Origin of the sequence: Rhodococcus sp. M8, from assembly GCF_015654185.1 — a bacterium.
GTDB lineage: Bacteria > Actinomycetota > Actinomycetes > Mycobacteriales > Mycobacteriaceae > Rhodococcus > Rhodococcus aetherivorans.
The window spans coordinates 4,100,812-4,123,186 of the sequence record NZ_CP064065.1; the positions used below are offsets into that span (position 1 = coordinate 4,100,812).

At 70.6% G+C, this 22,375-nt stretch carries 20 protein-coding genes; 11 read left to right on the plus strand and 9 right to left on the minus strand.

Annotated elements, in window-relative coordinates; all coding sequences use genetic code 11:
* Nucleotides 1-19: 19 nt before the first annotated feature.
* Nucleotides 20-1,357 (plus strand): MFS transporter, encoded by a 1,338-nt coding sequence (locus ISO16_RS18615; RefSeq protein WP_006944540.1) that lies wholly within the window; start codon nt 20-22, stop codon nt 1,355-1,357.
* A gap of 265 nt (nt 1,358-1,622) precedes the next feature.
* Here the strand turns inward: ISO16_RS18615 and ISO16_RS18620 are convergent, their stop codons facing one another.
* Together ISO16_RS18620 and ISO16_RS18625 are read right to left on the minus strand one after the other, a co-directional pair.
* Complete coding sequence (locus ISO16_RS18620) at nt 1,623-1,961, minus strand: metallopeptidase family protein (RefSeq protein WP_006944538.1); 339 nt, start codon at nt 1,959-1,961, stop codon at nt 1,623-1,625.
* 13 nt (nt 1,962-1,974) lie between these two features.
* On the minus strand, nt 1,975-3,051 hold the full coding sequence (locus ISO16_RS18625; protein ID WP_072633952.1) for a septum formation family protein: 1,077 nt from the start codon (nt 3,049-3,051) through the stop codon (nt 1,975-1,977).
* Between the two features lie 48 nt (nt 3,052-3,099).
* Here ISO16_RS18625 and ISO16_RS18630 point away from each other — a divergent pair, with 48 nt between their 5' ends.
* Together ISO16_RS18630 and serS are read left to right on the plus strand one after the other, a co-directional pair.
* The gene (locus ISO16_RS18630; protein ID WP_072633953.1) at nt 3,100-3,489 is read left to right on the plus strand and encodes an ankyrin repeat domain-containing protein; all 390 of its coding nucleotides are present in this window, start codon (nt 3,100-3,102) and stop codon (nt 3,487-3,489) included.
* 42 nt (nt 3,490-3,531) lie between these two features.
* Nucleotides 3,532-4,794 carry a serine--tRNA ligase gene (gene serS / locus ISO16_RS18635; protein WP_072633954.1) on the plus strand — a complete coding sequence of 421 codons (1,263 nt, stop codon included), beginning with the start codon at nt 3,532-3,534 and terminating at the stop codon, nt 4,792-4,794.
* 99 nt (nt 4,795-4,893) lie between these two features.
* Here serS and ISO16_RS18640 read toward each other — a convergent pair whose 3' ends face one another.
* Together ISO16_RS18640 and ISO16_RS18645 are read right to left on the minus strand one after the other, a co-directional pair.
* Nucleotides 4,894-5,286, minus strand: coding sequence for a hypothetical protein (locus tag ISO16_RS18640; protein WP_072633955.1), 393 nt, complete (start codon nt 5,284-5,286; stop codon nt 4,894-4,896).
* Nucleotides 5,287-5,317: 31 nt separating this feature from the next.
* A complete protein-coding gene (locus tag ISO16_RS18645; RefSeq protein ID WP_202917463.1) occupies nt 5,318-5,737 on the minus strand; it encodes a PaaI family thioesterase in 420 nt (139 codons plus the stop codon).
* 168 nt (nt 5,738-5,905) lie between these two features.
* On the opposite strand from ISO16_RS18645, the gene ISO16_RS18650 reads away from it, so the two are divergent.
* Complete coding sequence (locus ISO16_RS18650; protein ID WP_072633956.1) at nt 5,906-7,084, plus strand: MFS transporter; 1,179 nt, start codon at nt 5,906-5,908, stop codon at nt 7,082-7,084.
* Nucleotides 7,085-7,095: 11 nt separating this feature from the next.
* Nucleotides 7,096-8,073: a hypothetical protein gene (locus ISO16_RS18655; RefSeq protein ID WP_139310932.1), complete on the plus strand. Its 978-nt coding sequence runs from the start codon at nt 7,096-7,098 to the stop codon at nt 8,071-8,073.
* Nucleotides 8,074-8,111: 38 nt separating this feature from the next.
* Here the strand turns inward: ISO16_RS18655 and ISO16_RS18660 are convergent, their stop codons facing one another.
* On the minus strand, nt 8,112-9,662 hold the full coding sequence (locus ISO16_RS18660) for a Rieske 2Fe-2S domain-containing protein (RefSeq protein ID WP_072633957.1): 1,551 nt from the start codon (nt 9,660-9,662) through the stop codon (nt 8,112-8,114).
* A gap of 173 nt (nt 9,663-9,835) precedes the next feature.
* Between ISO16_RS18660 and ISO16_RS18665 the strand changes: the two genes are divergently transcribed.
* Both ISO16_RS18665 and ISO16_RS18670 read left to right on the plus strand, forming a co-directional pair.
* Nucleotides 9,836-10,597 (plus strand): lysophospholipid acyltransferase family protein, encoded by a 762-nt coding sequence (locus ISO16_RS18665; protein ID WP_006944520.1) that lies wholly within the window; start codon nt 9,836-9,838, stop codon nt 10,595-10,597.
* Between the two features lie 87 nt (nt 10,598-10,684).
* Nucleotides 10,685-11,506 (plus strand): Cof-type HAD-IIB family hydrolase, encoded by an 822-nt coding sequence (locus ISO16_RS18670; protein ID WP_029547012.1) that lies wholly within the window; start codon nt 10,685-10,687, stop codon nt 11,504-11,506.
* A gap of 28 nt (nt 11,507-11,534) precedes the next feature.
* Here ISO16_RS18670 and ISO16_RS18675 read toward each other — a convergent pair whose 3' ends face one another.
* Nucleotides 11,535-13,616, minus strand: a complete 2,082-nt coding sequence (locus ISO16_RS18675; RefSeq protein WP_072633958.1) for an N-acetylmuramoyl-L-alanine amidase — start codon at nt 13,614-13,616, stop codon at nt 11,535-11,537.
* Between the two features lie 317 nt (nt 13,617-13,933).
* Between ISO16_RS18675 and ISO16_RS18680 the strand changes: the two genes are divergently transcribed.
* Complete coding sequence (locus tag ISO16_RS18680) at nt 13,934-15,487, plus strand: SpoIID/LytB domain-containing protein (protein WP_072633959.1); 1,554 nt, start codon at nt 13,934-13,936, stop codon at nt 15,485-15,487.
* Nucleotides 15,488-15,555: 68 nt separating this feature from the next.
* Here the strand turns inward: ISO16_RS18680 and ISO16_RS18685 are convergent, their stop codons facing one another.
* The 3 genes from ISO16_RS18685 to ISO16_RS18695 all read right to left on the minus strand — a co-directional run bounded on the left by ISO16_RS18685 (nt 15,556) and on the right by ISO16_RS18695 (nt 18,760).
* Entirely contained in the window at nt 15,556-16,623 is a 1,068-nt protein-coding gene (locus ISO16_RS18685) for an IS110 family transposase (RefSeq protein WP_072633960.1), read from the minus strand.
* 286 nt (nt 16,624-16,909) lie between these two features.
* Complete coding sequence (locus ISO16_RS18690; protein WP_072633961.1) at nt 16,910-18,019, minus strand: glycosyltransferase; 1,110 nt, start codon at nt 18,017-18,019, stop codon at nt 16,910-16,912.
* Nucleotides 18,020-18,169: 150 nt separating this feature from the next.
* Complete coding sequence (locus ISO16_RS18695) at nt 18,170-18,760, minus strand: PadR family transcriptional regulator (RefSeq protein ID WP_072633962.1); 591 nt, start codon at nt 18,758-18,760, stop codon at nt 18,170-18,172.
* Between the two features lie 125 nt (nt 18,761-18,885).
* On the opposite strand from ISO16_RS18695, the gene ISO16_RS18700 reads away from it, so the two are divergent.
* The 3 genes from ISO16_RS18700 to ISO16_RS18710 are packed head-to-tail and all read left to right on the plus strand — an operon-like array spanning nt 18,886 to nt 22,366.
* Nucleotides 18,886-20,001, plus strand: coding sequence for an aromatic ring-hydroxylating dioxygenase subunit alpha (locus ISO16_RS18700; RefSeq protein WP_072633963.1), 1,116 nt, complete (start codon nt 18,886-18,888; stop codon nt 19,999-20,001).
* A 1-nt stretch (nt 20,002) separates the two neighbouring features.
* The gene (locus ISO16_RS18705; RefSeq protein WP_072633964.1) at nt 20,003-20,986 is read left to right on the plus strand and encodes a PDR/VanB family oxidoreductase; all 984 of its coding nucleotides are present in this window, start codon (nt 20,003-20,005) and stop codon (nt 20,984-20,986) included.
* Between the two features lie 42 nt (nt 20,987-21,028).
* Nucleotides 21,029-22,366, plus strand: coding sequence for an MFS transporter (locus ISO16_RS18710; RefSeq protein WP_072633965.1), 1,338 nt, complete (start codon nt 21,029-21,031; stop codon nt 22,364-22,366).
* Nucleotides 22,367-22,375: the final 9 nt, after the last annotated feature.

The window sequence follows — 22,375 nt, forward strand, 5'->3', positions numbered from 1 at the left end:
ACCTTCGAGAGGATCCGTCATGGGATCTACGCTCGACCCGATCGCCGTGCGCACCGCGCCCACCGCGCCGGACGTGCCACGCAGCAGCTTCAAACGGGTCCTCACCGGAAGCATGGCCGGTGCCGTGCTCGAGTGGTACGACTTCGCGATCTACGGCATTCTCGCCGCCACCGTCCTCGGCCCGCTGTTCTTCCCCGGATCCGACGGCATCACCAAGTTGCTTCTCGCCCTTGCCACCCAGGGCCTCGGCTTCATCGCCCGGCCGCTCGGCGGCATCGTCTTCGGCCATCTCGGCGACCGGTTCGGCCGCAAGCCGATGCTCGTGATCACCTTCGTGATGCTGGGCACCGCCACCGCGTCGATCGGGCTGCTGCCGACCTACGAGCAGATCGGCATCTGGGCCACCGTCCTGCTCGTCGCGCTGCGCATGATCCAGGGCTTCGCGCTCGGCGGTGAATTCGGCGCGGCCGTGCTGCTGGTGAGCGAGTACGGCGAGCCGAAGCGCCGCGGCTTTTGGGCGTCCTGGCCGCAGGCGGGCGCACCGTCGGGCACCGTGCTTGCCGCCGTGGTCGTCTCGGCCCTGGTGTTCCTGCTCCCGGCCGACTCGTTCGACGCATGGGGCTGGCGGATCGCGTTCCTGTTCGCGATTCCGCTCCTGATCATCGGCTTCTGGATCCGGCACGGCGTCGAGGAGTCCCCGGTGTTCCGGGCGGCGCAGGCCTCCGCGGCCGGCCGCACCGAGTCCCGGTCGAGCATCGTCGAAGCGCTGTCCCGTCCGCGCCCGGTGCTGCTCGGCATCGGCATGCGGCTCGGCGAGAACATCGCCTTCTACGTCTACACCGTCTTCGTCATCGCGTACGCCACCACCTACCACGGCTTCGCGCGGGGCGAGGTGATACTGGCCGTGACCTTCGCGTCGGTGTTCCAGTTCGTCGGCATGATCGGTGGCGGCCGGTGGTCCGACCGGGTCGGCCGCCGCATCGCGATGCTGGTGCCCGCCGTGGTGCTCGTGGTGTGGGCGCCCGTCTTCTTCTGGCTCGTGCAGATGCAGAGCGTGCCGCTGCTGTGGGTGGGTGTGTGCGTCGGTGCCTTCTTCCACGGTGCTCTCGCCGGCCCGGAGGCGGCCTGGATCACCGAACTGTTCCCGACCCGCTACCGGTACGCCGGCTCGTCGCTCGTGTTCCAGGGGTCGTCCATCATCGCCGGCGCGCCCGCGCCCTTCATCGCCGTCTGGCTCATCGACCGCTTCGGCGTCGGGACCGTCATCGCGTACCTGGTGGTGACCATGATGATCACCGTCGTCGCGGTGCTGAGCAGCCGCGAAACCAAGGGCATCGATCTCGACCGCATCGAGTGACCGGACACCGTTGCCGGGCGGCCGTGACGCCGCCCGGCAACGGCCGTCCCGGTTACCCCGTCCGGACGGCCGTCCCGCGGTACGGTCGGACCGGAGGTGATCGACATGGAAGAGATCGCAAAGATCGTCGGTATTGCTTTCGTTTACATCGTCGTCGCAGAGGTGATCATCGGTACGCTCGCCCTGCTGATCATTTCGACGATCAGTCCGCACTTTCTGCAGCGCAAGCCGAAGTACGGCGCGACCGGACCCCGTTACGGGTCCACTAGCCCCAGCCCAGCTCGTGCAGCCGAGCATCCTCGATTCCGAAGTAGTGAGCGATCTCGTGAATGACCGTCACCGCGACCTCGTGCACCACGTCGTCGTCGGAGTCGCAGATGTCGAGGATGGCGTCGCGATAGATGGTCACGGTGTCCGGTAGCGCACCCGCATAGTGGCTGTCGCGCTCGGTGAGCGCGATCCCGTGGTAGAGCCCGAGCAGATCGGGCTCTTCCTCGTTTCTGGGCTCGACCAGCACCACCACATTGTCGATGGCCCGGGCGAGTTCCGGTGGGATCAGATCCAGGGCCTCTCCGACGAGCTCGTCGAACCGCTCGTCGCCCATCCGTGCGGCCACCTCAGGCGCCCGGAACGGGCGCCGCCCCCGGCAGCGGGGTCGGCAGCGAGCGGCCCTCGGGCGCGGCGGGCGGCGGCACCGGCGGCTGGCCGTCGATGAGGATGTCGCCCGCGGCCGCGCCGGTGACCGACGCGAATCCGCCGCCCTCGACCTGCTTGCCGACCGAACAGTTGACCTTGCGGCTGCCCGCCAGCCAACTGTCGAAGTCCAGGTTGTCCCAGAACAGTGTGAGGGTCTTGTTGCGCAGCGCGTCGGGGCTGCCCAGGGAGGCGTTGGCGTTCTCGGTGCACGTCCCCTCGAGGTACTTGTCCTGGTCCTCGACACTCGGCAGACCGCCGGGGAACTGGCCGGACAGGTCCACCACGGAGATCACCTCGAAGGCGTGCGGCTGGGCGCAGTCCACCGGGTCCGCCGGCACCCCGTTGTTGATGCCGATGCACGTGCCCACGTCCCAGACCTTGGACTGGTCCTGGTCGGCGACCGTGCCCTTGATCGGCAGCAGGTTGCCTGTGGTGGAGGAGAACTGCAGGCCGCAGCGCAGCGTCCGCTCACCGGCCGCCCAGCCCGCCTCACCGGGGTTGATCAGGCCCACGCTGAACTTGCCGTGCGGGTCGAACCGGCCGTCGAGGTAGTTCATCGCGGCAGGTGCGCACAGTTCGTCGCGCAGTTCGGTGAAACGCAGCACCGACGGGAAGCGCGACCCGGGGCCCCACTCGGCGCCCGGGTAGACGCTCAGGTCGATGTCCTTCACCACCTCGAACAGGTGCGACTCGGCGCAGTCCACCTTCGCGAGGTCGCTAGCATCGATCTCCGTCCAGGTCAGGCAGTCGCCTGCGACGGCTGTGCCGAAGGCCTCGCCGGCCACGGCGCCGGTGGTGACGACGGCGCTCGTCGAACCGCCGGGCTCGTCGTCGGACCCGCCGAATCCCGCCACCACCGCGGTGACGAGCGCCGCGAGTACCGCGCCCGCCGCAACCAGCATCAAGGCGCGACGGGTCAGCTTCGCGGACGGGGCGCCCCGGACCCGCGACGCGGACGGTGTCGTCCGATCGGACTGCTGCTCACTCTCCTCGGCCATCACCGTCCATCATGCCTGTGCGCGGCGCCCCGGGTAACTTCGGTGCACATGACGGAGCCCATCGATCCCGAAGTCCAGGAGATCGCGCAGCGCCTGTTCGACGCCGCCCGCGCCGGGCACGTCGAGACGCTCGCCGCCTACGTCGACGCCGGGGTGCCGGTGAACCTGTGCAACGAGAAGGGCGACACCCTGCTGATGCTGGCGTCCTACCACGGTCACGCCGACGCGGTGCGGACCCTGATCGAACGGGGCGCCGACGTCGACCGGCTCAACGACCGCGGGCAGTCGCCGATCGCCGGCGCCGTGTTCAAAGGGGCGATCGACGTCGTGCGGGTGCTCACCGACGCCGGAGCCGACCCCTACGCCGGACATCCGAACGCCGTGGACTCGGCGAAGATGTTCCAACGCGAGGACTGCCTGCAACTGTGGGCACAGTAGGTCGGAATCGGCCGCAGGCGGCGCCGAGTAGGCTGTGACCCCGTGATCGACCTCAAGTTCCTCCGCGAGAACCCCGACGCCGTCCGTGCCTCGCAGCGCACCCGAGGCGAGGACCCCGGTCTCGTCGACGCGCTGCTCGAGGCCGACGCGGCCCGCCGTGCCGCGGTGCTGGCCGGCGACAACATCCGCGCCGAGCAGAAGGCGCTGGGCAAGAAGGTCGGGCAGGCGTCTCCGGAGGAACGGCCCGCGCTGCTCGACGGTGCGAAGGAACTCGCCGCGAAGGTCAAGAAGCTCGAGGCCGAGCAGCAGGCCGCCGAGGAGGCGCTCGGGCGCGCGCACCTGGCGATCTCCAACATCGTGCAGGAGGGCGCCCCCGCCGGCGGGGAGGACGACTTCGTCACCCTCGAGACCGTCGGTGAGCTGCCCACCTTCGACTTCGAGCCGAAGGACCATCTGACCCTCGGCGAATCGCTCGGACTGATCGACATGGAGCGCGGCGCGAAGGTCTCCGGCGCCCGGTTCTACTTCCTCACCGGCTACGGCGCGCTGCTGCAGCTCGGCATGCTGCAGCTCGCCGCCCAGCGGGCCGTCGCCAACGGCTTCCAGATGATGATCCCCCCGGTGCTCGTGCGGCCGGAGATCATGCAGGGCACCGGCTTTCTCGGCGCCCACGCCGACGAGATCTACCACCTCGCCGACGACGACCTGTACCTTGTCGGCACGTCGGAGGTGCCGCTCGCCGGCTACCACTCCGGCGAGATCCTCGACCTGTCGGGCGGCGCGAAGCGGTACGCGGGCTGGTCGTCGTGCTTCCGCCGCGAGGCCGGCAGCTACGGCAAGGACACCCGCGGCATCATCCGGGTCCACCAGTTCGACAAGGTGGAGATGTTCGTCTACTGCAAGCCCGAGGACGCCACCGCCGAACACCAGCGGTTGCTCGCGTGGGAGCGCGACATGCTCGCCGCGATCGAGGTGCCGTACCGGGTCATCGACGTCGCGGGCGGTGACCTCGGCTCGTCGGCGGCCCGCAAGTTCGACTGCGAGGCGTGGGTGCCCACGCAGGAGCGCTACCGGGAACTGACCTCCACGTCGAACTGCACCACCTTCCAGGCTCGTCGCCTCGGCGTGCGCTACCGCGACGAGAACGGCAAGCCGCAGATCGCCGCCACCCTCAACGGCACGCTCGCCACCACCCGCTGGCTCGTCGCGATCCTCGAGAACCACCAGCAGGCCGACGGGTCCGTGCGCGTTCCGTCGGCGCTCGTGCCGTTCGTCGGGCGTGAGGTGCTCGAACCGCCGGCCTGAGACGTTCCGCCGCGTGGGGTGGCGGCCGAATGTCACATGGGTTCGCTCGGATCGAACGCATGTGACATTCGGTCACCCCGCCCGGGAGGGCCGACGCCGTCAGCTGCCCGGGTCGCAGCCGACGGCCACGTACGCGTGCAGGCCGTCGGGGTCGTCGCGCAGCAGATACTCGTAGTCGCTGGTGCCCATCACGGCGTCGTTCGCGTCGCGGAACGACCAGCGCACCCGGGCCCGCACGATCTTGTCGGTGACCGGGGAGAGGTCGAGCAACTCGTGCCCCACACCGGCGAGGCCGTGCTTCCGGTAGGTCTCGTTGCTCTGCGTGAGCGCCTCGGTGATCTCCTTCCGGCTCGCCAGCGATCCGGCGAACGAATCCGTCAGGATCGTGCCCGGTTCACCCCACAGCGCGGCCGAGGCCTCGGCGTCGAACCCGGCGAGCGCCTCTCCGTACAGGGTGAAGAAGCGGTCCAGTGCGATGCGTTCCACGCTCATGCATTTCAGTGTGCGGGTCCGGCGACGGTTGTCAGCGCAGAATCAGGCAGGTGGTCGACGCGGTCGCGAGCAACCGGTCGTTCTCGTCGCGGGCCTCGCCGCGGGCGGTGGCGGTGCGACGGCCGCTGTACTCGCAGATGCCGTGCACGCGGACGACGCCGTTGCCGGCCTGGACCGGCCGCAGATACCGCACCTGCAGGTCCAGGGTCGTGTACCCGACACCGGCCTCGAGCGTGCTCGACACGCTGAACCCCATGGCGGTGTCGAACATCGTCGCGATCACGCCGCCGTGCACGCTGCCCACCGCGTTGGCGTGGAACTCCTGCGGTTCCATGCTCACCTCCACCCAGCCCTCGCGTGCGTCGGTCACCCGGAAGCCGAGCGTGCGCGACGTCGGATGGTGCGGGATGGAGCCGTCGATCAGGCCGCGCAGGAAGTCGAGGCCCTGCATGTCGCGGTTCGCGGCGGACGTCGGGGCGGGGTCGTCCCACGTGTAGGTGCGCTGGCGTTCGGTCACCAGCCGACCGTATCGCGCGGTGACAATCCCGTCCGCGCGTGCCACCCTGGAGCCATGCGACACCGATGTTGATCCGGATCCGCCTCTTCCCTGACCGTTCGTGTGGTGGCGTACGCGGCCACCCGCGAACTCGTGCCGCTCTACGGTCTGTACGCCCTGCTGTTCGAGGACCACGGCCTCGGTGCGGGCGAGATCTCGTCGCTCTTCGTGCTGTGGTCCGTCGTGGCGTTCGTCGCGGAGGTGCCGTCGGGCGCGTGGGCCGACACGGTGTCCCGCCGGGGCCTGTTGCTGCTCAGCGCCGTCCTGTTCACCGCGGGCTTCGCCCTGTGGCTGCTGTTCCCGGGCTACTGGGGGTTCGCGGCGGGCTTCGTGGCGTGGGGGATCAGCGAGTCGCTGAAGTCCGGGACGTTCGAGGCCCTGGTGTACGACGAACTGTCCGCACGCGGGGCGGCGCACCGGTATCCGGCGGTACTGGGCTACGCGAACGCCGGCGAGACGCTGTGCGTCCTCGTCGCGACGCTGTCGGCCGCGCCGCTGTTCGCGGTGGGCGGCTACGCGACGGTGGGGTGGTTGTCGGTGGCGATCACCGTCGGCAACGGGTTGCTCGTCCTCACCCTGCCGGCCGCCCCTCGTCACGCCTCGGCGGACGAGACAGGCGCCGTTCCAGGCGCTTTCGTGACTCGCTATCTGGCGGTGCTGCACGCCGGGACGAGCGAGGCACGACGCAGCGCCGTGGTGCGCCGCGCGGTGCTGCTCGCGGCGCTGCTGTCGGCGTGCCTCGCGTTCGAGGAGTACTTCGCGTTGCTGGCGCGCGAGGGCGGCGCGAGCACGTCCGCGGCGCCGGTGCTGGTGGCGATCACCGTTGCGGGACAGGTGCTCGGCGCCGCGACGGCCGGACGCACCGCCGCGACGACCGGTCGCGCCATGGGGGCGGTGATCGCCGCCGGGGGTGTGCTGCTGGCGGCGGGTGCCGCGCTCGGCGGAGTGGCGGGATTCGTGGCGATCGGGATCGGCTACGGCGCCCTGCACAACGGGATGATCGTCGCCGAGGCGCGGATGCAGGACGCGATGAGCGGGACCGCCCGCGCGACCGTGACGTCGGTGTCGGGCCTCGTCGGCGAGGTCGCGTCGGTGGCGGTCTACGCCGGCTTCGCGCTCGGAACGGTCTGGCTGCCGCTGGCGGCGGTGCTCGCCGCGTGGGCGGTGCCGCTGCTCGGCCTGGCCGTCGCGGCGGTGCGGTGGCTGCCGCCGTCTCAGTCGCCTCTTAATTCGCCGGACTAACGTCCTCCGCCATGCGTGCCCGTCTCGTCCCCGCCCTGTTCGTCGCCGCCGGTCTCGGCCTGATCGGCACCGGCTCCGCATTCGCCTACGCCGACGCGCCCACCGTCGCGACGACGGCCGTCGCACCGCCCGCCGCGACCGGCGACCCGCTCTCCGACACCCGCAACAACCTGCAGCAGGCCGGGCTGCCGCTCGCGCTTCTCGGCGGCGGGATCGGGCAGCTCACCGACGGCAGCCACCAGCTCGACGACGGCGCCCATCAGCTCGCCGACGGGCTCGCGCAGGCCAGCGCGGGTGGGCAGCAGCTCGCCGACGGGCTCGGTCAGCTCCAGGGCGGGGTGGACCTGCTCGGCGACGGTGCGACCCAGGTCAGCGGTGGCGTCGACCAGGTCGTCGACCGGCTCACCGGCTTCGGGGAGATGCAGGCGGGCGTGACCGAGCAGCTGACCGTCGTCGCCGGCACCCTGCGGCAGTCGCCCGACCCGGTGTCCCAGGAGGCCGCCGCCCGGCTCGACGGGCTCGTCGGACGGCTGAACACCGAGGGGCTCGGCCCGGAGACGCTCGCGCAGCTCGAGCAGCTGCGCGGCGGCGCGCGGCAGCTCGCCTACGAATTGAGCGACCCGGACGCGCAGTTCGTCGCCGGCATGGTGCAGGCCGCCGACGGCTCGCGGCAGCTACGCGACGGACTGATGCTCCTCGACGACGGCGGCCGGCAGCTCGTCGACGGCACCGGACAGCTCGTGGACGGCGTCGGCCCGGTCACCGGGGTGATCGAGGGAGTCTCGGACAACGTGCGGGAAGCGACGGCCGCGCTGCCGAAGTCGCCGGCCCCGGCGTCGTCGGGCGACGTCGCGGCGGCGGCGGAGACGACCGCCGAGCGGCAGTGGTGGCCGTATGCGCTCGTCGCGCTGGGGGCGCTGGTGCTCGCCGTGCCGGCACTGTTGCCGAACGTGCTGCGGCCGAATGTCACACGCGTTCGATCGAACTGAACCCATGTGACATTCGGCCACACCCACGCGACGGGGGGTCAGAGCTTGCGGGAGCGCAGCTCGTGACCGCGGGAGGTCTTGCAGCGGCCGGTCACGAGGTCCCACTGCCAGCCGTGCAGGTTGCAGGTGAGGCCGGTGCCCTCGACGACACCGAACTTCGACAGGTCGGCCTTCAGGTGCGGGCAGCGGCGCTGGATCTCGAACCCGCCCAGCTCGATCGACGCGGAATCGTCGTGGGCCTCCGCGAACCAGCCGTCCGCGTAGGCGATCCGCTCGTCGGTGAGGCACTTGAAGAACGTGTAGAGGAATTCGTTGTAGCCGCCCACACGCCACGCCTCGAAGCGGGTGGACAGGAAGATGGTGTTCACCCAGTCCGGCTCGTCGTCGCGCAGGACCGTGCGCACCAGCTCCGGCGGGATGCGGAAACCGTAGCGGTACTTGCCTTCTCCCTCGATAGGTTCGCGGACGACCCGCTTGGGGAAGTCCAGCACGACCGTCTCCTCGCCCATCACCAGGCCGACGGGGTAGCCGATGCCGTCGCAGATCAGATCGGACTGCGCCATGATCGGCTCGAACTTCGCCTTGAGCGGGCCGAGCAGCGGCTCGCCCTCGGCGGGGGCCCACGTCGCCTTCTCGGCCTCGAGCACGGGGGCCAGGCGCTGCGCCATCTCCTCGATGTACGCGGCCTTGTCGGTGAAGATCCGCTCGACGTCGGCGTCCGGGATCGGGTGGGTCAGCGTCATCGACGTGCTGCCGTGCACCTCGAGCACCGAACCGGGGATCATCAGCACGCCGCCGTCGTTGCCGTGGAGGCGCATCTGCTCGAGGAAGACCATCTGGTCGGGGAAGATGTTGCCCTCGTCGCCGTGGTCGTCGTTGAGGTGGCGCAGCGCCGGATCGAGGAACACCGGCGGCCCGGCCGACGGGACCACCCACGTCGCGCCGACCTGGTCGATGTAGCTGCGGCAGCGGTCCATGCCGCGCTGGCGCTTCTGCTTGCCGAAGTTCGCCTTGGTGCGCTTGGGGATGTCGTAGACCATCGGGTACCAGATCGCGCCCGAGTACTGCAGCAGGTGGACGTCGATCCGACGGAACGCCTCGAGCATCGAGTCCATCTCGACCGGGCGGGCGTCGTTCATGTTGAACACCGTGGTCTCGCCGTCCGAGACGACGAGGCCGGAGTCGCCGATCGGCCCGTCCGCGGGCGCGCGCAGGGCGATGATCATGACGTCGAGCTCGCCCTTGGGGCCGCTGACGGTGTGCTTGACGGAATCGGTCGTCTCGAGGAACTTCGTGAACCCGAGCTGCTCGAGGTCGCGGCGCAGGTCCGGGACCGGGAAGTCGGGCAGCAGCACCGTCGCGTCCTTGTTGACGTGCTTGCTCAGGTTCTCCGGGTCGAAGTGGTCCTTGTGCAGGTGCGAGACGTACAGGTAGTCGACGTCGCCGAGCTTGTCCCAGTCCAACTGCGTGTTGTCCGGGAAGGGAAACCACGACGCGAAGTACGCGGGGTTGACCCACGGATCGCACAGGATCGATCCCGCTGCGGTCTGAATGTGGAACCCGGCGTGTCCGACGCTGGTGATCTGCACTTCGTTGCCTCCTGACGTGCTGACCGACGTACCACCCAGCGTAGGGGGACGCCGGTGCGGCGCCGCGCCCAGGCGGTGAACCCGGGCCGGATACGGGCCTTTGATCCCGAATCGGGCGGGCGGCGGACATCGGGCGGAGCCCGCAGCCGCCGATCCGGCTACTCTGACCGACTGTGGAACCCTTCTACCGGACCGTCATCGGCCTCGCCCGGACCGTCTTCGCCGCGCAGGGACTGAAGTTCACCGTCACCGGCGCCGAGAACATCCCCGCCGTCGGTGGCGCCGTGATCGCCATGAACCACGTCGGCTACATGGACTTCACCTACGCGGGCCTGCCCGCCCGCACCTCCAAGCGCTACATCCGGTTCATGGCGAAGAAGGAGGTCTTCGACCACAAGATCTCCGGTCCCCTGATGCGGGCCATGAAGCACATCCCCGTCGACCGGGCCGACGGCGCCGACTCCTACCGCGCGGCGGTGGCGGCGCTGCGTGCGGGCGAGCTGGTCGGGGTCTTCCCCGAGGCCACGATCAGCCGCAGCTTCGAGATCAAGGGCTTCAAGACGGGTGCCGCGCGGATGGCGCTGGAGGCGGACGTGCCGATCATCCCCGTGGTGATGTGGGGGTCCCAGCGGGTGTGGACGAAGGGGCACCCCAAGCGCCTCGGCCGCACGAAGACGCCGATCTCGATCGCCGTCGGCGAACCCATCGCGCCGAACGCGTCGGCGTCGGAGCTGACCGCGGAGCTGCACGAGACGATGGAGCGCATGCTGCGGGAACTGCAGGGCAGCTACGTCCACGAAGCCGGTGCGTACTGGGTGCCCGCCCGGCTCGGCGGCACCGCGCCCACGCTCGCGGAGGCCACGGCGCTCGACGACGCCGACACCGCCGCGCGCAAGGCCCGCCGGGCGCAGAAGGATGCCGGCACCGACCGGTGACGACGACAGCCGCGGTGAGGCCCGCGGCGCGGTGACGCCCGGGTCGTCCGGATGCGCCGTGTCGCGGCGGACCGGCACAATGGCGAAGTGAGCCGAGATCTGCCGAGCCTGGTTGCCACCGACGTCGACGGCACCCTCATCGACGACGAGGAGCGCGTATCGGACCGTACCCGCGCGGCGGTGCAGGCCGTGGTGTCCTCCGGGACGCCGTTCGTCCTGGCCACCGGCCGTCCGCCGCGATGGATTCCGCCGGTGATCGAGCAACTCGGTTTCGCGCCCATGGCGGTGTGCGCCAACGGCGCGGTGCTCTACGACAGCGCCGCCGACCGGGTCCTGAGCGCCGCCGTGCTCTCCGCGGACGAGCTGGCCTGGGTTGCCGACGTCGCCAACAGCGTGCTGCCCGGCTGCGGTCTGGCCGCCGAGCGGATCGGGGCAAGCGCCCACGACGCCGCGACGCCGCAGTTCGTCAGCGCCCCCGGCTACGAGCATGCGTGGCTGAATCCGGACAACACCGAGCTCGCCGACCACGAGGTGATCGCCGAGCCGGCGGTGAAGCTGCTGATCCGGATGGCGTCGGCGACGAGCCACGAGATGGCCGAAGCGCTGGCCCCGCAGCTCTGCGGCCTGGTGGACGTCACCTATTCCACGGACAACGGCCTGATCGAGATCTCCGCCTCGGGGGTGACGAAGGCGTCGGGCCTGCAGCTGATGGCCGAGCACCTGGGGGTGGCGGCCGACGGGATCGTCGCGTTCGGGGACATGCCCAACGACATCCCGATGTTGTCGATGGCGCGCCACGGGGTCGCGATGGAGAACGCGCACCCGGACACGAAGGCGGCCGCGGACGAGGTCACCGCCACCAACACCGAGGACGGGGTAGCCCGCATCCTCGAGCGTTGGTGGCGGTGACGGCCCCGGCGAGGGGACCGGCGGCCGGCTAGGGCACGGGCGCCGGTGCCGGCGCTTCGGGAGCGGGTGCCGGTGCCGGCGCTTCGGGAGCGGGTGCCGGTGCCGGGGTCTCGGGGGCGGGGGCGGGCGCGCCGGCGGGCTGCGGCGCCGCCTGTTCGTACGCGTCGTTGTAGGCGCGCAGCACCTTCGTCACCGCACCGGTGAGTTCGTTGAAGATCAGCGAGCCGAACTCGAAGTCCGAACGCCAGCCGTCCGGCACGCGGTACTCGTCGCTGGTCGGCAGGCCGAGCTCGCCCGCGTCGAGGCCGCTGCGCTGCCACGTCTTGTAGATCTCGCCGAGCACCGTCCACACGCCGCCGTTCGGCGAGGTGTAGATGGCGCCGTTGACGAACTCGGCGCGCTCGTAGCCTGCCTTGGCGGGCAGGATCCCGGACACGGCGGTCCCCAAGCGGCCGGTCTCGCCGCCCTCGGCGATCCACTTCTGCGCCAGCGGCGAGTTGTCGGTGAGCCGGATCAGCTCTCCGACCAGGTCCGTGACCTTCTCGGCCGAGCCGGTGTCGGGCAGGCGGTCCGCCGATCCGGTGGCCGGGGCCCCCGCGTCGACGTCGGGCAGCTGCGCGCGCGGACTGTCGGTGACGAGGTCGGACGAGTCGTCGCTCGGGGTGCTGGGCGTGGTGCTCTGTCCGGCCGCGGTGGCCGCGGCGATGTCACGGATCTCGTCCATCTTCGCGTAACCGGAGTCGCCGGGGCAGCTGGTGTTGCCGACGTCGCGGTGCGCGAAGATGATCGGCAGGTCCACGGCCGCGCCTTGGGGGTACGGGGTGAACGACGTGCCTTCCGAGTACATGGTGGTCTCGCCCTTGGGGTCGAGACCGGCCTTGGCGAGCCGCCAGCCGAGGAAGCGGCCCACCGCGTCGACCGTGGCCTTCGGCGGTTCGACGTTGGAGAAGTCGCCCATCATCGCGATGCCGACGGTGTTCTCGTTGAAGCCGCCGGCGTGCGCGCCCTGCACGGGCTTGTCCAGGCCGCCGGCGCGGCCCTCGAAGATCTGGCCGTAGCGGTCGACGAGCACGTTGTAGCCGACGTCGCACCAGCCCAGGGTCTGGGCGTGGTAGGCGTAGATGGCCCGCACGATCTCCGCCGATTCGGCCTTGGAGTAGTCGTTGCTGCCGGCGGTGTGGTGCACGGTGGCGCCGCCGAGCTCGTCGTCGTAGGTGGCGTCCTGGCAGCGGATGGACTCGTCGGCGCCCCACTGCGCTCGGGTGATCACCTTCGGCCCGGACCCTCCGACCGGACCGGCGATGTCCTCGAGCGCGGCGTCGGCGCTGCTCGATCCTGGGTTGATGAGCACGGCGCTGACGTCGTCGGCGGCGGCCCGCGCGGGTTCCTGGGCGTGCAACGGCCGTGACGACGACGCCGGCGCATAGCCCAGCTCCGGCTGAGCCGGAGCGGGCGCCGGTGCAGGGGCGGGTGCGGCCGGCGGCGCGGCCGGGGCGGGAATCTCGGCGCCGGCGAGCGTCGGTTCGGGCGCCGGGCGCGGAGTAAGCAGCACCTGCACGGCCTTGGTGGCACCGACGTAGATCGGTTCGGTGCCGGCCCGCTCGTCGGGGGTCCGGTCGGAGCGGCTCGTGTCGATCGGTTCGGTGGCCGTCCACGGTCCCCAGCTGCCGTCGTCGCGCTGGGCCCGGATGCGTGCGTCGGTGTCGGCGACGTCCTTCGCGGCCAGCGCGATCATGCTGAACGGGGCGTCGCGGGTGAGCTGCTTGACGGTGGCGCCGATGCGATCGACGACGTCGGCGGCTGCGGGTGCGGGCGCCGGGGTGGTCGACGGGGCGGGCGCGGTGATCTCCGGCAGGCCCGCGGCGAGTTCCTTCAGGCTCAGGTCCGGCAGGTTCAGGCCGGTGAGTTCGTGGATCGGGATCACGATGTCGGGCACCGAGGCGAGGACGACCTCGGCGATCTCGGGCGGTACGACGATGGGGACGGACTCGTTGGTGGAGCGGACGTCCGATGTGGTGCTCGTGACGCCGTAGACGGCGAATGGGCTGGCGACGGCCAGGGCGGCGACGGCACCCAGGACGATCGACGGCTTCGGTCGGCGATGCGGCACGGTGCTTCTCCCTGTCGGTGTTCGCGGCGGTCCTCGGCGGCCGGGCGGCGCTCGGCCGAGGCCGAGGAGCCGGCTCGAATCGAACCGAATCCTCCGTCATCCGGACGACCCGAAGTGCGGAACGGCCGAGAATCGTGTGCAACTTGTGATTCTGGTGTTACTAGTGTGGCTGTTGTTGCTTCATTCAGTCACTCTTGCCACACTAGTCGCAGACAACCTTAAGCCTCAACCTGAGCTTGAGGATCCGTCTCGAATGTCCGATACGCGCGGACCTGCGTCCGGGCGGCACACGGTGCGAGAACGAGGGAGTGCAGCGCATGCCACGAAAGTCCATCCGCCGGACCCATCGCCGGCGGCGTCTCGTCGTCGGGCGCCCCCTCCGCAACGGCTGGCGGCCCGCCACGGCCCGCGCCGCGGCGATCGGCCTCGCCCCCGCGCTGCTGGTCGGCGCCGCAATCGGCGGGGTGCTGCACGTGCACGCCGAACCCGAGGTCGCCCAGGCCGTGGCCGCCGACACCCCCTTCACCTTCGTGGGCTTCGGTCACGGCCACGGTCGCGGCATGGGCCAGTGGGGCGCCTACGGCTACGCCACCGAGCACGGCTGGTCCGCCGACCGGATCCTCGGTCACTACTACGGCGGCACCACCCTCGGCGCCCTTCCCGAGAACACGATGATCGCGGTCCGGCTCGTCGGGCAGGACGACGCGCCCCTCGACGTGTACTCCGACACCGGGATGACCGTCGCCGGCCGGCAGACCGGGCCGGGCGAGGCCGCCCACCTGACGCCCACCGCGGACGGGGGAGCGGACGTCGTCGTCACCGCCGGTTGTTCCGGCGAGGTGCTGTGGCAGGGCCGCGCCGACCTGCCGTGGGTGGACCCCGTCGACATGGGCGAGGCCCGGCCCGTCGCCGAACACCTCAAGCTCTGCGGCAACAGCGCGCCCTACCGCGGCTCCCTCGGTGTCGTCCTCGACGGCTCCGCGCCGCGCACCGTCAACCGGCTGTCGATGGAGGACTACCTGCTCAGTGTCGTCCCGGCCGAGTCGCTGCCCAGCTGGGCCGACACCGGCGGCGCCGAGGCGCTGCGCGCGCAGGCCATCGCCGCCCGCTCCTACGCCGCGGCGGAGAACCGCTCGCCGCTGTGGCAGACGTGCGACAGTCAGAACTGTCAGGTGTACGCGGGGTCGGGCAAGGAGGACCCCCGCACGAACGAGGCGGTGAACTCCACCCGCGGCACCGTCCTCATGAAGGACGGCAAGGTCGTCGCCAGTGAGTTCTCGGCCTCGACCGGTGGCTACTCGGCCGGGGGCGTGTTCCCCTCCGTCGAGGACCTCGGTGACGCCGTCGCCCCCAACCGGCAGTGGGCGAAGACGATGACCGCCGGGGAGATCGGCACGGCCTTCGGGGTCGGTGAACTGCAGGCGTTCGAGATCGTCGGCCGCAACAACCTCGGTGCCGAGGGCGGCCGCGTCACCCACGTCCGCATCATCGGTGCCGACCGCACGGTCGAGACCACGGGTGCCGAGGCGCGCGCCAAGCTGGGCCTGCGTTCCGACTGGTTCACCGTCCAGGAGGGTGCGGAGGCCGCGGTTCCGCCGTCCACCCCCGCACCCGAGCCCGGTCCCGAGGTCGGCGACGAACCCTTCGAGACCGGCCAGGGCTCGCCCATCGAGCAGAAGTACCTCGAGCTCGGCGGGCACGACGGGGCCCTGGGCACCCCGGTGGGGCCGGAGCTGATGCTGCCCGACGAACGCGGCAAGTTCCGCGTCTTCACCGGCGGCATCATCGTCTGGACCCCCGATCTCGGCGCGCAGGTGATCGACTCGGGCATCATGCGCGAGTGGCTGCCGGGGACGGGAAGCGCCGAGTAGCACCCGGTTTCGTGGCCGAATGTCACATCGGGTCGATCCGATCGACCCGATGATGCTCCTATGTTCTGTCAAGAGCTCGCGGGGTCCCCGGTGGTGGTGAGCAGTCGGAAGACTTCGCGGGCGACGGCGCGTTTGAGGCAGCGGATGATCTCGCGTTTGGTTTTGCCTTCGGCGGTGCGGCGGGCGGCGTAGTCGCGGGTGCGGCGGTCGTGGGCCAGCCGGGTGATGACGATGATGTACAACGCCCGGTTGGCCTGCCGGTCGCCACCGCGGTGCAACCGGTGCCGGTGGGTCCGGCCCGAGGACGCCGGGATCGGGGCGGCTCCGCACAGATGCGCGAAGGCGGCCTCGCTGCGGATCCGGTGGGGGTTGTCGCCGACGGTGATCAGCAGCTGGGCGGCGGTCTCGACGCCGATGCCCATCCGGTCGAGCAGGTCGGGGGCGGTGTGCGCCACCAGGGCCTCGAGGTGGGTGTGCAGGGTGCGTTCCTCGCCGGTCAGGTCGAGGATCCGGCGGGCCAGCGAGCGCAGCGCGGTCTCCACGGCCGCGGTCGGATCGCCGGGGACGACCGGTCCCGGCCGCAACCCGGCGCAGGTGATGATCAACGCCGTGGTCGGCAGGGTCCGCAGCCGGTCGCGCACCGGTTCGGGGGCGGTGACCACGGTGGCCTTGAGCTGGGTGAGCGCTTCGGCGCGGGCCTTGACCGCCGAGCGACGGGCGTTGCGCAGGAAGCGGATTGCCTCGACATCCCCGTCGTGGGTTTTCGGGACGGTGCTCGCGCGTCCGGTCAGCGCCGCGGTCGCGGCGGCGTAGGCGTCGAGCGGGTCGGATTTGCCGTGGGTGCGGCGGGCGCGGCGATCCGGGCGGTCGACCTCGACGACCTCGAGACCGGCGGTGCGCAGCGTGGTGGCCACGCTCGCGCCGTAGCTGCCGGTGCCCTCGATCCCGACGCGGGCGACCGTGCCGCCGCCGGTGATCCAGGCGAGCAGCTGCCGGTGCCCGGTGGCGGTGGTGGGGAACTCGCGGTCGCCGCGGCGGCGACCGAGGGCGTCGACGAGCGCGACGTGGTGGGTGTGTTTGTGGGTGTCGATGCCGGCGTAGACGGTGAGGCTGACAGCGGCGGGGGTTTCGGTCATGCTGGACACAGGTCATCCCTTCCGATGGTGGCCACGCACCCGGCCGGGACGGCGGACAGCACTGTGACGGGACTGTTGGTGTCAGGCTCCTATCAGGTCACCCCGCCCGACCGGTCGCGTGTGTGTCGGCGGCCGGTGCGAGGGGGACGACACATCATCGGCAGGACAGTCTCACGACGTCAGTGACATTCCGGGTCAGACCCACCGCACCGGACCTGTCCAGTATCAACCGGACCGTTTCATCCTCACAGTGACATTCGGTCCAACACCCCCGGGTCGGGGAAAGCTATCCGCAGGCGCCGAGCGCCGCGAGCATCCCGTCGACCGACGCCGCCCAGCCGAACTGCTCCGCGCGACGACGGGCGGAGCGGCGCAGGACATCGTCGGGGCCGCAGAGTATTTCGTCGACGGCCTCGGCGAACGCGGGTCCGCGATCGGCCGACAGGGCGCCGCATTCGGGGGTGAGGATCTCCGTCAACGCCGACGAGCGCGAGGCCACCACCGGCGTGCCGGCGGCCAGCGATTCGAGCGCCGACAGGCAGAACGTCTCGTGCGGGCCGGGGGCCAGCGACACGTCGGCGGTGGCGAACAGCGCGGCGAGCCGGCCGGCGTCCCCGATGAATCCGGTGAACGTCACCGGAAGTCCTCTGGCTTTGTGTTCCAGGGCATGTCGTCTCGGCCCGTCACCGGCGACGACGAGGTGCACGTCGTGCCCGCGACGACGCAGCAGACGCGTCGCGTCGATGCTGCGTTCGACCTTCTTCTCGACGGACAGCCGGCCGCAGTGCAGCAACAGCCGCACCGAGCCCGGGACGAACCGCTCGCGCAGGCTCCGATCGCGACGGTCGGGATGGAAGCGGTCGAGATCGACGCCGAGCGGCACCCGCACGAGGTTCGGCGTTCCGATGCGGGTGAACTCCGCACCCGCGAACTCCGTCGTGCACACCACCGTGTCGTAGTCCGCGGCCATCCGGCGGTTGGCCAGGTCCGCGGCCCGGCGTGCGGCGGGCGACGGCAGCACCTGGCCGAGCAGGCGATCGAGCCGCTCGTGGGAGACGACGACGCTGCGGACGTCGCGGCGTCGCGCCCACCGCCCGAACCCGCGCAGGGTCAGCCGGTCCGACACCTCCACGGCGTCGGGCCGCAGGCCGCGCAGCACATCCGCGACACGCCGCGGGTCCGCCACCCGATACCCGCCGGTCCACGGCACGACCGGCGCCGGAACGGTGATCCGCAGGACCCCGTTCCCGAGCAGTTCCTCGCCGCGCCGGGCGCCGGGCACCACCAGCGCGACCTCGTGTCCGCGCGCGACGTACCCGCCGCCCCACTGGTGCAGCGCGGTGCGCAGGCCGCCGGACCGGGGGCCGTAGAAGTTGGCGAGCTGAACGATGCGCACCGTTCTCAGTGAGCCGCACCGCGGCGACGGGCGCGCCAACGACGCCGGGCGGCGCGGTGAACGTCCGCGGAAACCTCCCGCGCCGCTGCGGTGGTTCCGGAACGTGCGCCCCCGAGGTGGCAGTTCCCACCCGCCCGCGACGGTTCGGGATCAGGGCGACGGGGGGGACAGCTTGTCGACGAGCGCCAAGCCGTCGTGCGCCCATTCGATCTCGGCGGTCGCGCGGTCGACGAGCCCCTGGTAGGCGAATGCCTTGTAGGCGATGATCCGTTCGTGTTCCTGCGCGGGGTACTTCTCGATGCGAGTGGCGATGGTGGGGTGGGAGGCGTCGAGGATCGAGGCGCGCATGGCGGCCCATCGAGCCCGCTGTTCGGTGTAGTAGTCGATGTGCCGCTGTAGGTTCTCGCGGGCACAGTCGGGGTCGGCCCACTCGAAGTAGGCCGCTCGCATGTGCGGGGCGTCGCGGATCGGCCCGTAGTCCATCGGGGCGTTGATCCAGTCCCGGAACGCGCGGATGCCGTCGTCGGTGATCGAGTAGCGGGTCTTGGTGCTGTTCGGTCCCCAGCGGACCTGCTCGCCTTCGATCAGGCCCTCCTTCTCCATCCGGCGGAGTTCGGGGTAGATCTGCGAGTCCGGGGCGTGCCAGACGAAGCCCACCGAGCCGCCGAAGCGTTTGGCGGCGTCGTACCCGGTGAGGGGCTCGGCCGTGAGCAGCGCCAGCAGGGCATAGCGGAGGCTCATCTCGTCCTCACCTCTCGTTTCGGAAGCAGGTCTTGCCAACCACTATATCGATAGTTAGTGTGTGGTTCACGTCACCAACTATCTATGTCGATAGGTAGTCTTTCCGCTCATCCCGAAGGAACGACATGACCGATCTGGGGCCCGCCGGGGCGACCGCGAAGAACATGGCCTACCCCCTCGACGCCTGGTACGTCGCAGCCTGGGACCACGAGGTCGGCAGACGCGAGATCCTGGCCCGCACCATCGCGGGCAAACCGCTCGCGCTCTACCGCACCGAGGACGGCCGGCCGGTGGCCCTCGCCGACGCGTGCTGGCATCGCCTCGCCCCGCTGTCGATGGGCACCCTCGTCGGCGCCGACGGAATCCGCTGTCCCTACCACGGCCTGCAGTTCAACTCCGCCGGACGGTGCACCCACATGCCCGCCCAGCAGACGATCAACCCGTCCGCGATGGTGGCCTCGTACCCGGTCGTCGAGCGGCACCGCTTCGTGTGGGTGTGGCCCGGTGATCCGATGCTCGCCGATCCCAGCACCATCCCCGACATGTTCCAGATGGATTCACCCGACTGGGCCGGCGACGGGCGCACCATCGACGTGCAGGCCAACTACCAGCTCGTGCTCGACAACCTCATGGACCTCACCCACGAGGAATTCGTGCACTCGTCGTCGATCGGGCAGGACGAACTCAGCGAATCCGATTTCGTCGTCACCCACGACGATCGCACCGTCACCGTCACCCGGTGGATGCACGACATCGACGCGCCCCCGTTCTGGCTGAAGAACATGCGCGACAAGTTCCCCGGCTTCGAGGGCAAGGTCGATCGCTGGCAGATCATCGAATTCCAGGCGCCGTCGACCATCCGCATCGACGTCGGGGTGGCGAAGGCCGGTACAGGCGCCCCCGAAGGCGACCGCAGCCAGGGCGTCAACGGATTCGTGATGAACACCATCTCGCCGGTCGACGAACGCACCGCCCTCTACTTCTGGGCGTTCATGCGCAACTACCGACTCGACAGCCAGCTCATCACCACGCAACTGCGCGAGGGTGTGCACGGCGTCTTCGGGGAGGACGAGGCGATGCTCACCGCCCAGCAGAAGGCGATCGAGGCGAACCCCGGCCACGAGTTCTACAACCTCAACATCGACGCCGGCGGCATGTGGGTGCGCAGGATCATCCAGCGCATGATCGAGGCCGAACGGATCCTCGCTGCCGGCACCTCGATCCCCGAGGCGGTGCGCTGAGATGAGTGCCACCAACCAGCCCTCCTGGCAGCGCGGCCGCGTCGTCTCGATCGACCCTGCGGCCGACGCGATCGCCCGGATCGTCCTCGCCCTGGACACACCGGTCCGAGCCGAACCCGGATCCCACGTCGACGTGCGCCTCGACACCGGCGAGGTGCGGTCCTACTCCGTCGTCTCCGCCGGCGCCGACGGCCGGACCGTCACCCTCGGTGTGCACCTGTCCCCGACCTCGCGGGGCGGATCGCGATTCATGCACGCGCTGCGACCAGGCGACGAACTCGACGTCACCGCACCGCTGCAGAACTTCCCGTTGCGGATCGGCGCACAGCGCTACATCCTGCTCGCCGGCGGAATCGGCATCACGGCGATCTCCGCGATGGGCACGGCGCTGAAGCGGGTCGGCGCCGACTACCGCCTCGTCTACGTCGCCCGCACCCGCTCGGCGACGGCCTTCCTCTCCGAACTGGCCGGGCTCCACGGGGACCGGCTCGAGCTGCACATCGACGACGAAGGCACCGGCCTCGACGTCGGCACCCTGGTCGACGGCGTCGATGCCCACACCGAGTTGTACATGTGCGGGCCGATCCGGCTGATGGACGCGGTCCGTCGCGCCTGGGTGGACCGCGAGCTCGCGCTGCCGAACCTCCGTTACGAAACCTTCGGCAACAGTGGCTGGTTCGACGCCGAAGAGTTCGTCGTCAAGGTTCCCGACCTCGGCGTCGAAACCACGGTCGGAACCGACGAGTCCCTGCTCGACGCACTCGAACGTGCCGGCGTCGACATGATGTTCGACTGCCGCAAGGGCGAATGCGGTCTGTGTCAGGTCGGTATCGCCGCGGTCGACGGCACCGTCGACCACCGCGACGTCTTCTACAGCGAAGAGCAGAAGACGGCCGCGACGAAGTTGTGTGCCTGCGTGTCGCGAGTGGTGCGCCGTCCCGGCGCCCCGGCCGTGCCCGGCACCGTCACCCTCGCCGTCCGCTGACGGCCTGGTCATCGGATACACTCTCCCTCAAAGGAATTCGGCATGGACCTTCGTGCTCGCATCGACACGTCGCCGATGCGCCCCTATCAGTGGCTGATCGTCGCCCTGTGCGTAGTGCTCAACATCCTCGACGGCTACGACGTCATGGCCCTGGCCTTCACGGCCAAGAGCATCGGCGCCGACTTCGCGCTCGGCGGCTCGGCGATCGGTGTGCTCCTCAGCGCCGGACTGATCGGCATGGCCGTGGGCGCGGTCACCCTCGCCCCGGTCGCCGACCGGATCGGCCGCCGGCCGCTCATCCTCCTGTCGGTCGCACTCGCCACCGCCGGTATGGCGCTGTCCGCCACCGCGGGATCGGCATGGCAGCTCGGTACCTGGCGGGTGCTCACCGGTCTCGGCATCGGCGGTATACTCGCCTGCACCACCGTCATCGCCAGCGAATACTCCTCGGCGCGCTGGCGCGGCCTGGCCATCAGCATCTACACCGCCGGGTACGGCGTCGGCGCCACCCTCGGCGGATTGACCGCGGTGGGCCTGCAGACCGAATACGGCTGGCGGGCAGTGTTCGTCGTCGGTGCGGTGCTGACCGGAACGGTGCTGGTGCTGTTGGCTGTGCTGCTGCCGGAATCGATCGAGTTCCTCGGCGCCCGCGGCCGAGACGGCGACCTCGCCTCGATCAACCGGATCGCCCGTCGTATCGGCCAGGACCCGATCCATTCGCTCGACGGCTCCACCCGCGACGCCGGGGCGGGGGCCGGCCGCATCGCGGATCTGTTCACCGGAAGCCGCGCCCGTCCGACCCTGCTGTTGTGGGCGGCGTTCTTCACCACCATGTTCGGCTTCTACTTCGTCAATTCCTGGACCCCGTCGCTGCTCGAGACGGCCGGGCTGACCAAGGATCAGAGCGCGACCGCCGGCATGATGCTCACGCTCGGTGGCACGGTCGGCTCCGTGCTGTTCGGCGTCCTGGCCAGCCGGTGGTCGACTCGGTCCGTCCTGATCACCTTCACCGGCCTGTCGGCTGCGGCCATGGCCGTGTTCATCGCCTCGATCTCGGTACTCGCCGTCGCGTTCGCGCTGGGAATCGTGATCGGCGGTCTGATCAACGGCTGCATCGCCGGTCTGTACACCCTCGCCCCGTCCCTCTACGGCCCGCGGGTGCGCAGCACGGGCGTCGGCTGGGCCATCGGCGTCGGCCGCGCCGGCGCGATCCTCGCCCCCACCGCCGCGGGCATGCTGCTCGACGCGGGCTGGTCGCCGGCGCAGTTGTACTTCGCCGTCGCCGGCGTGGTCGTCCTGGCCGCGGTGGCGCTGTTGCTGCTGCGACCGGCACGCACCCCGGTCGCGACCCCGGACGCAGCGGCACGGGCGACGGTCTGACGCACCGTC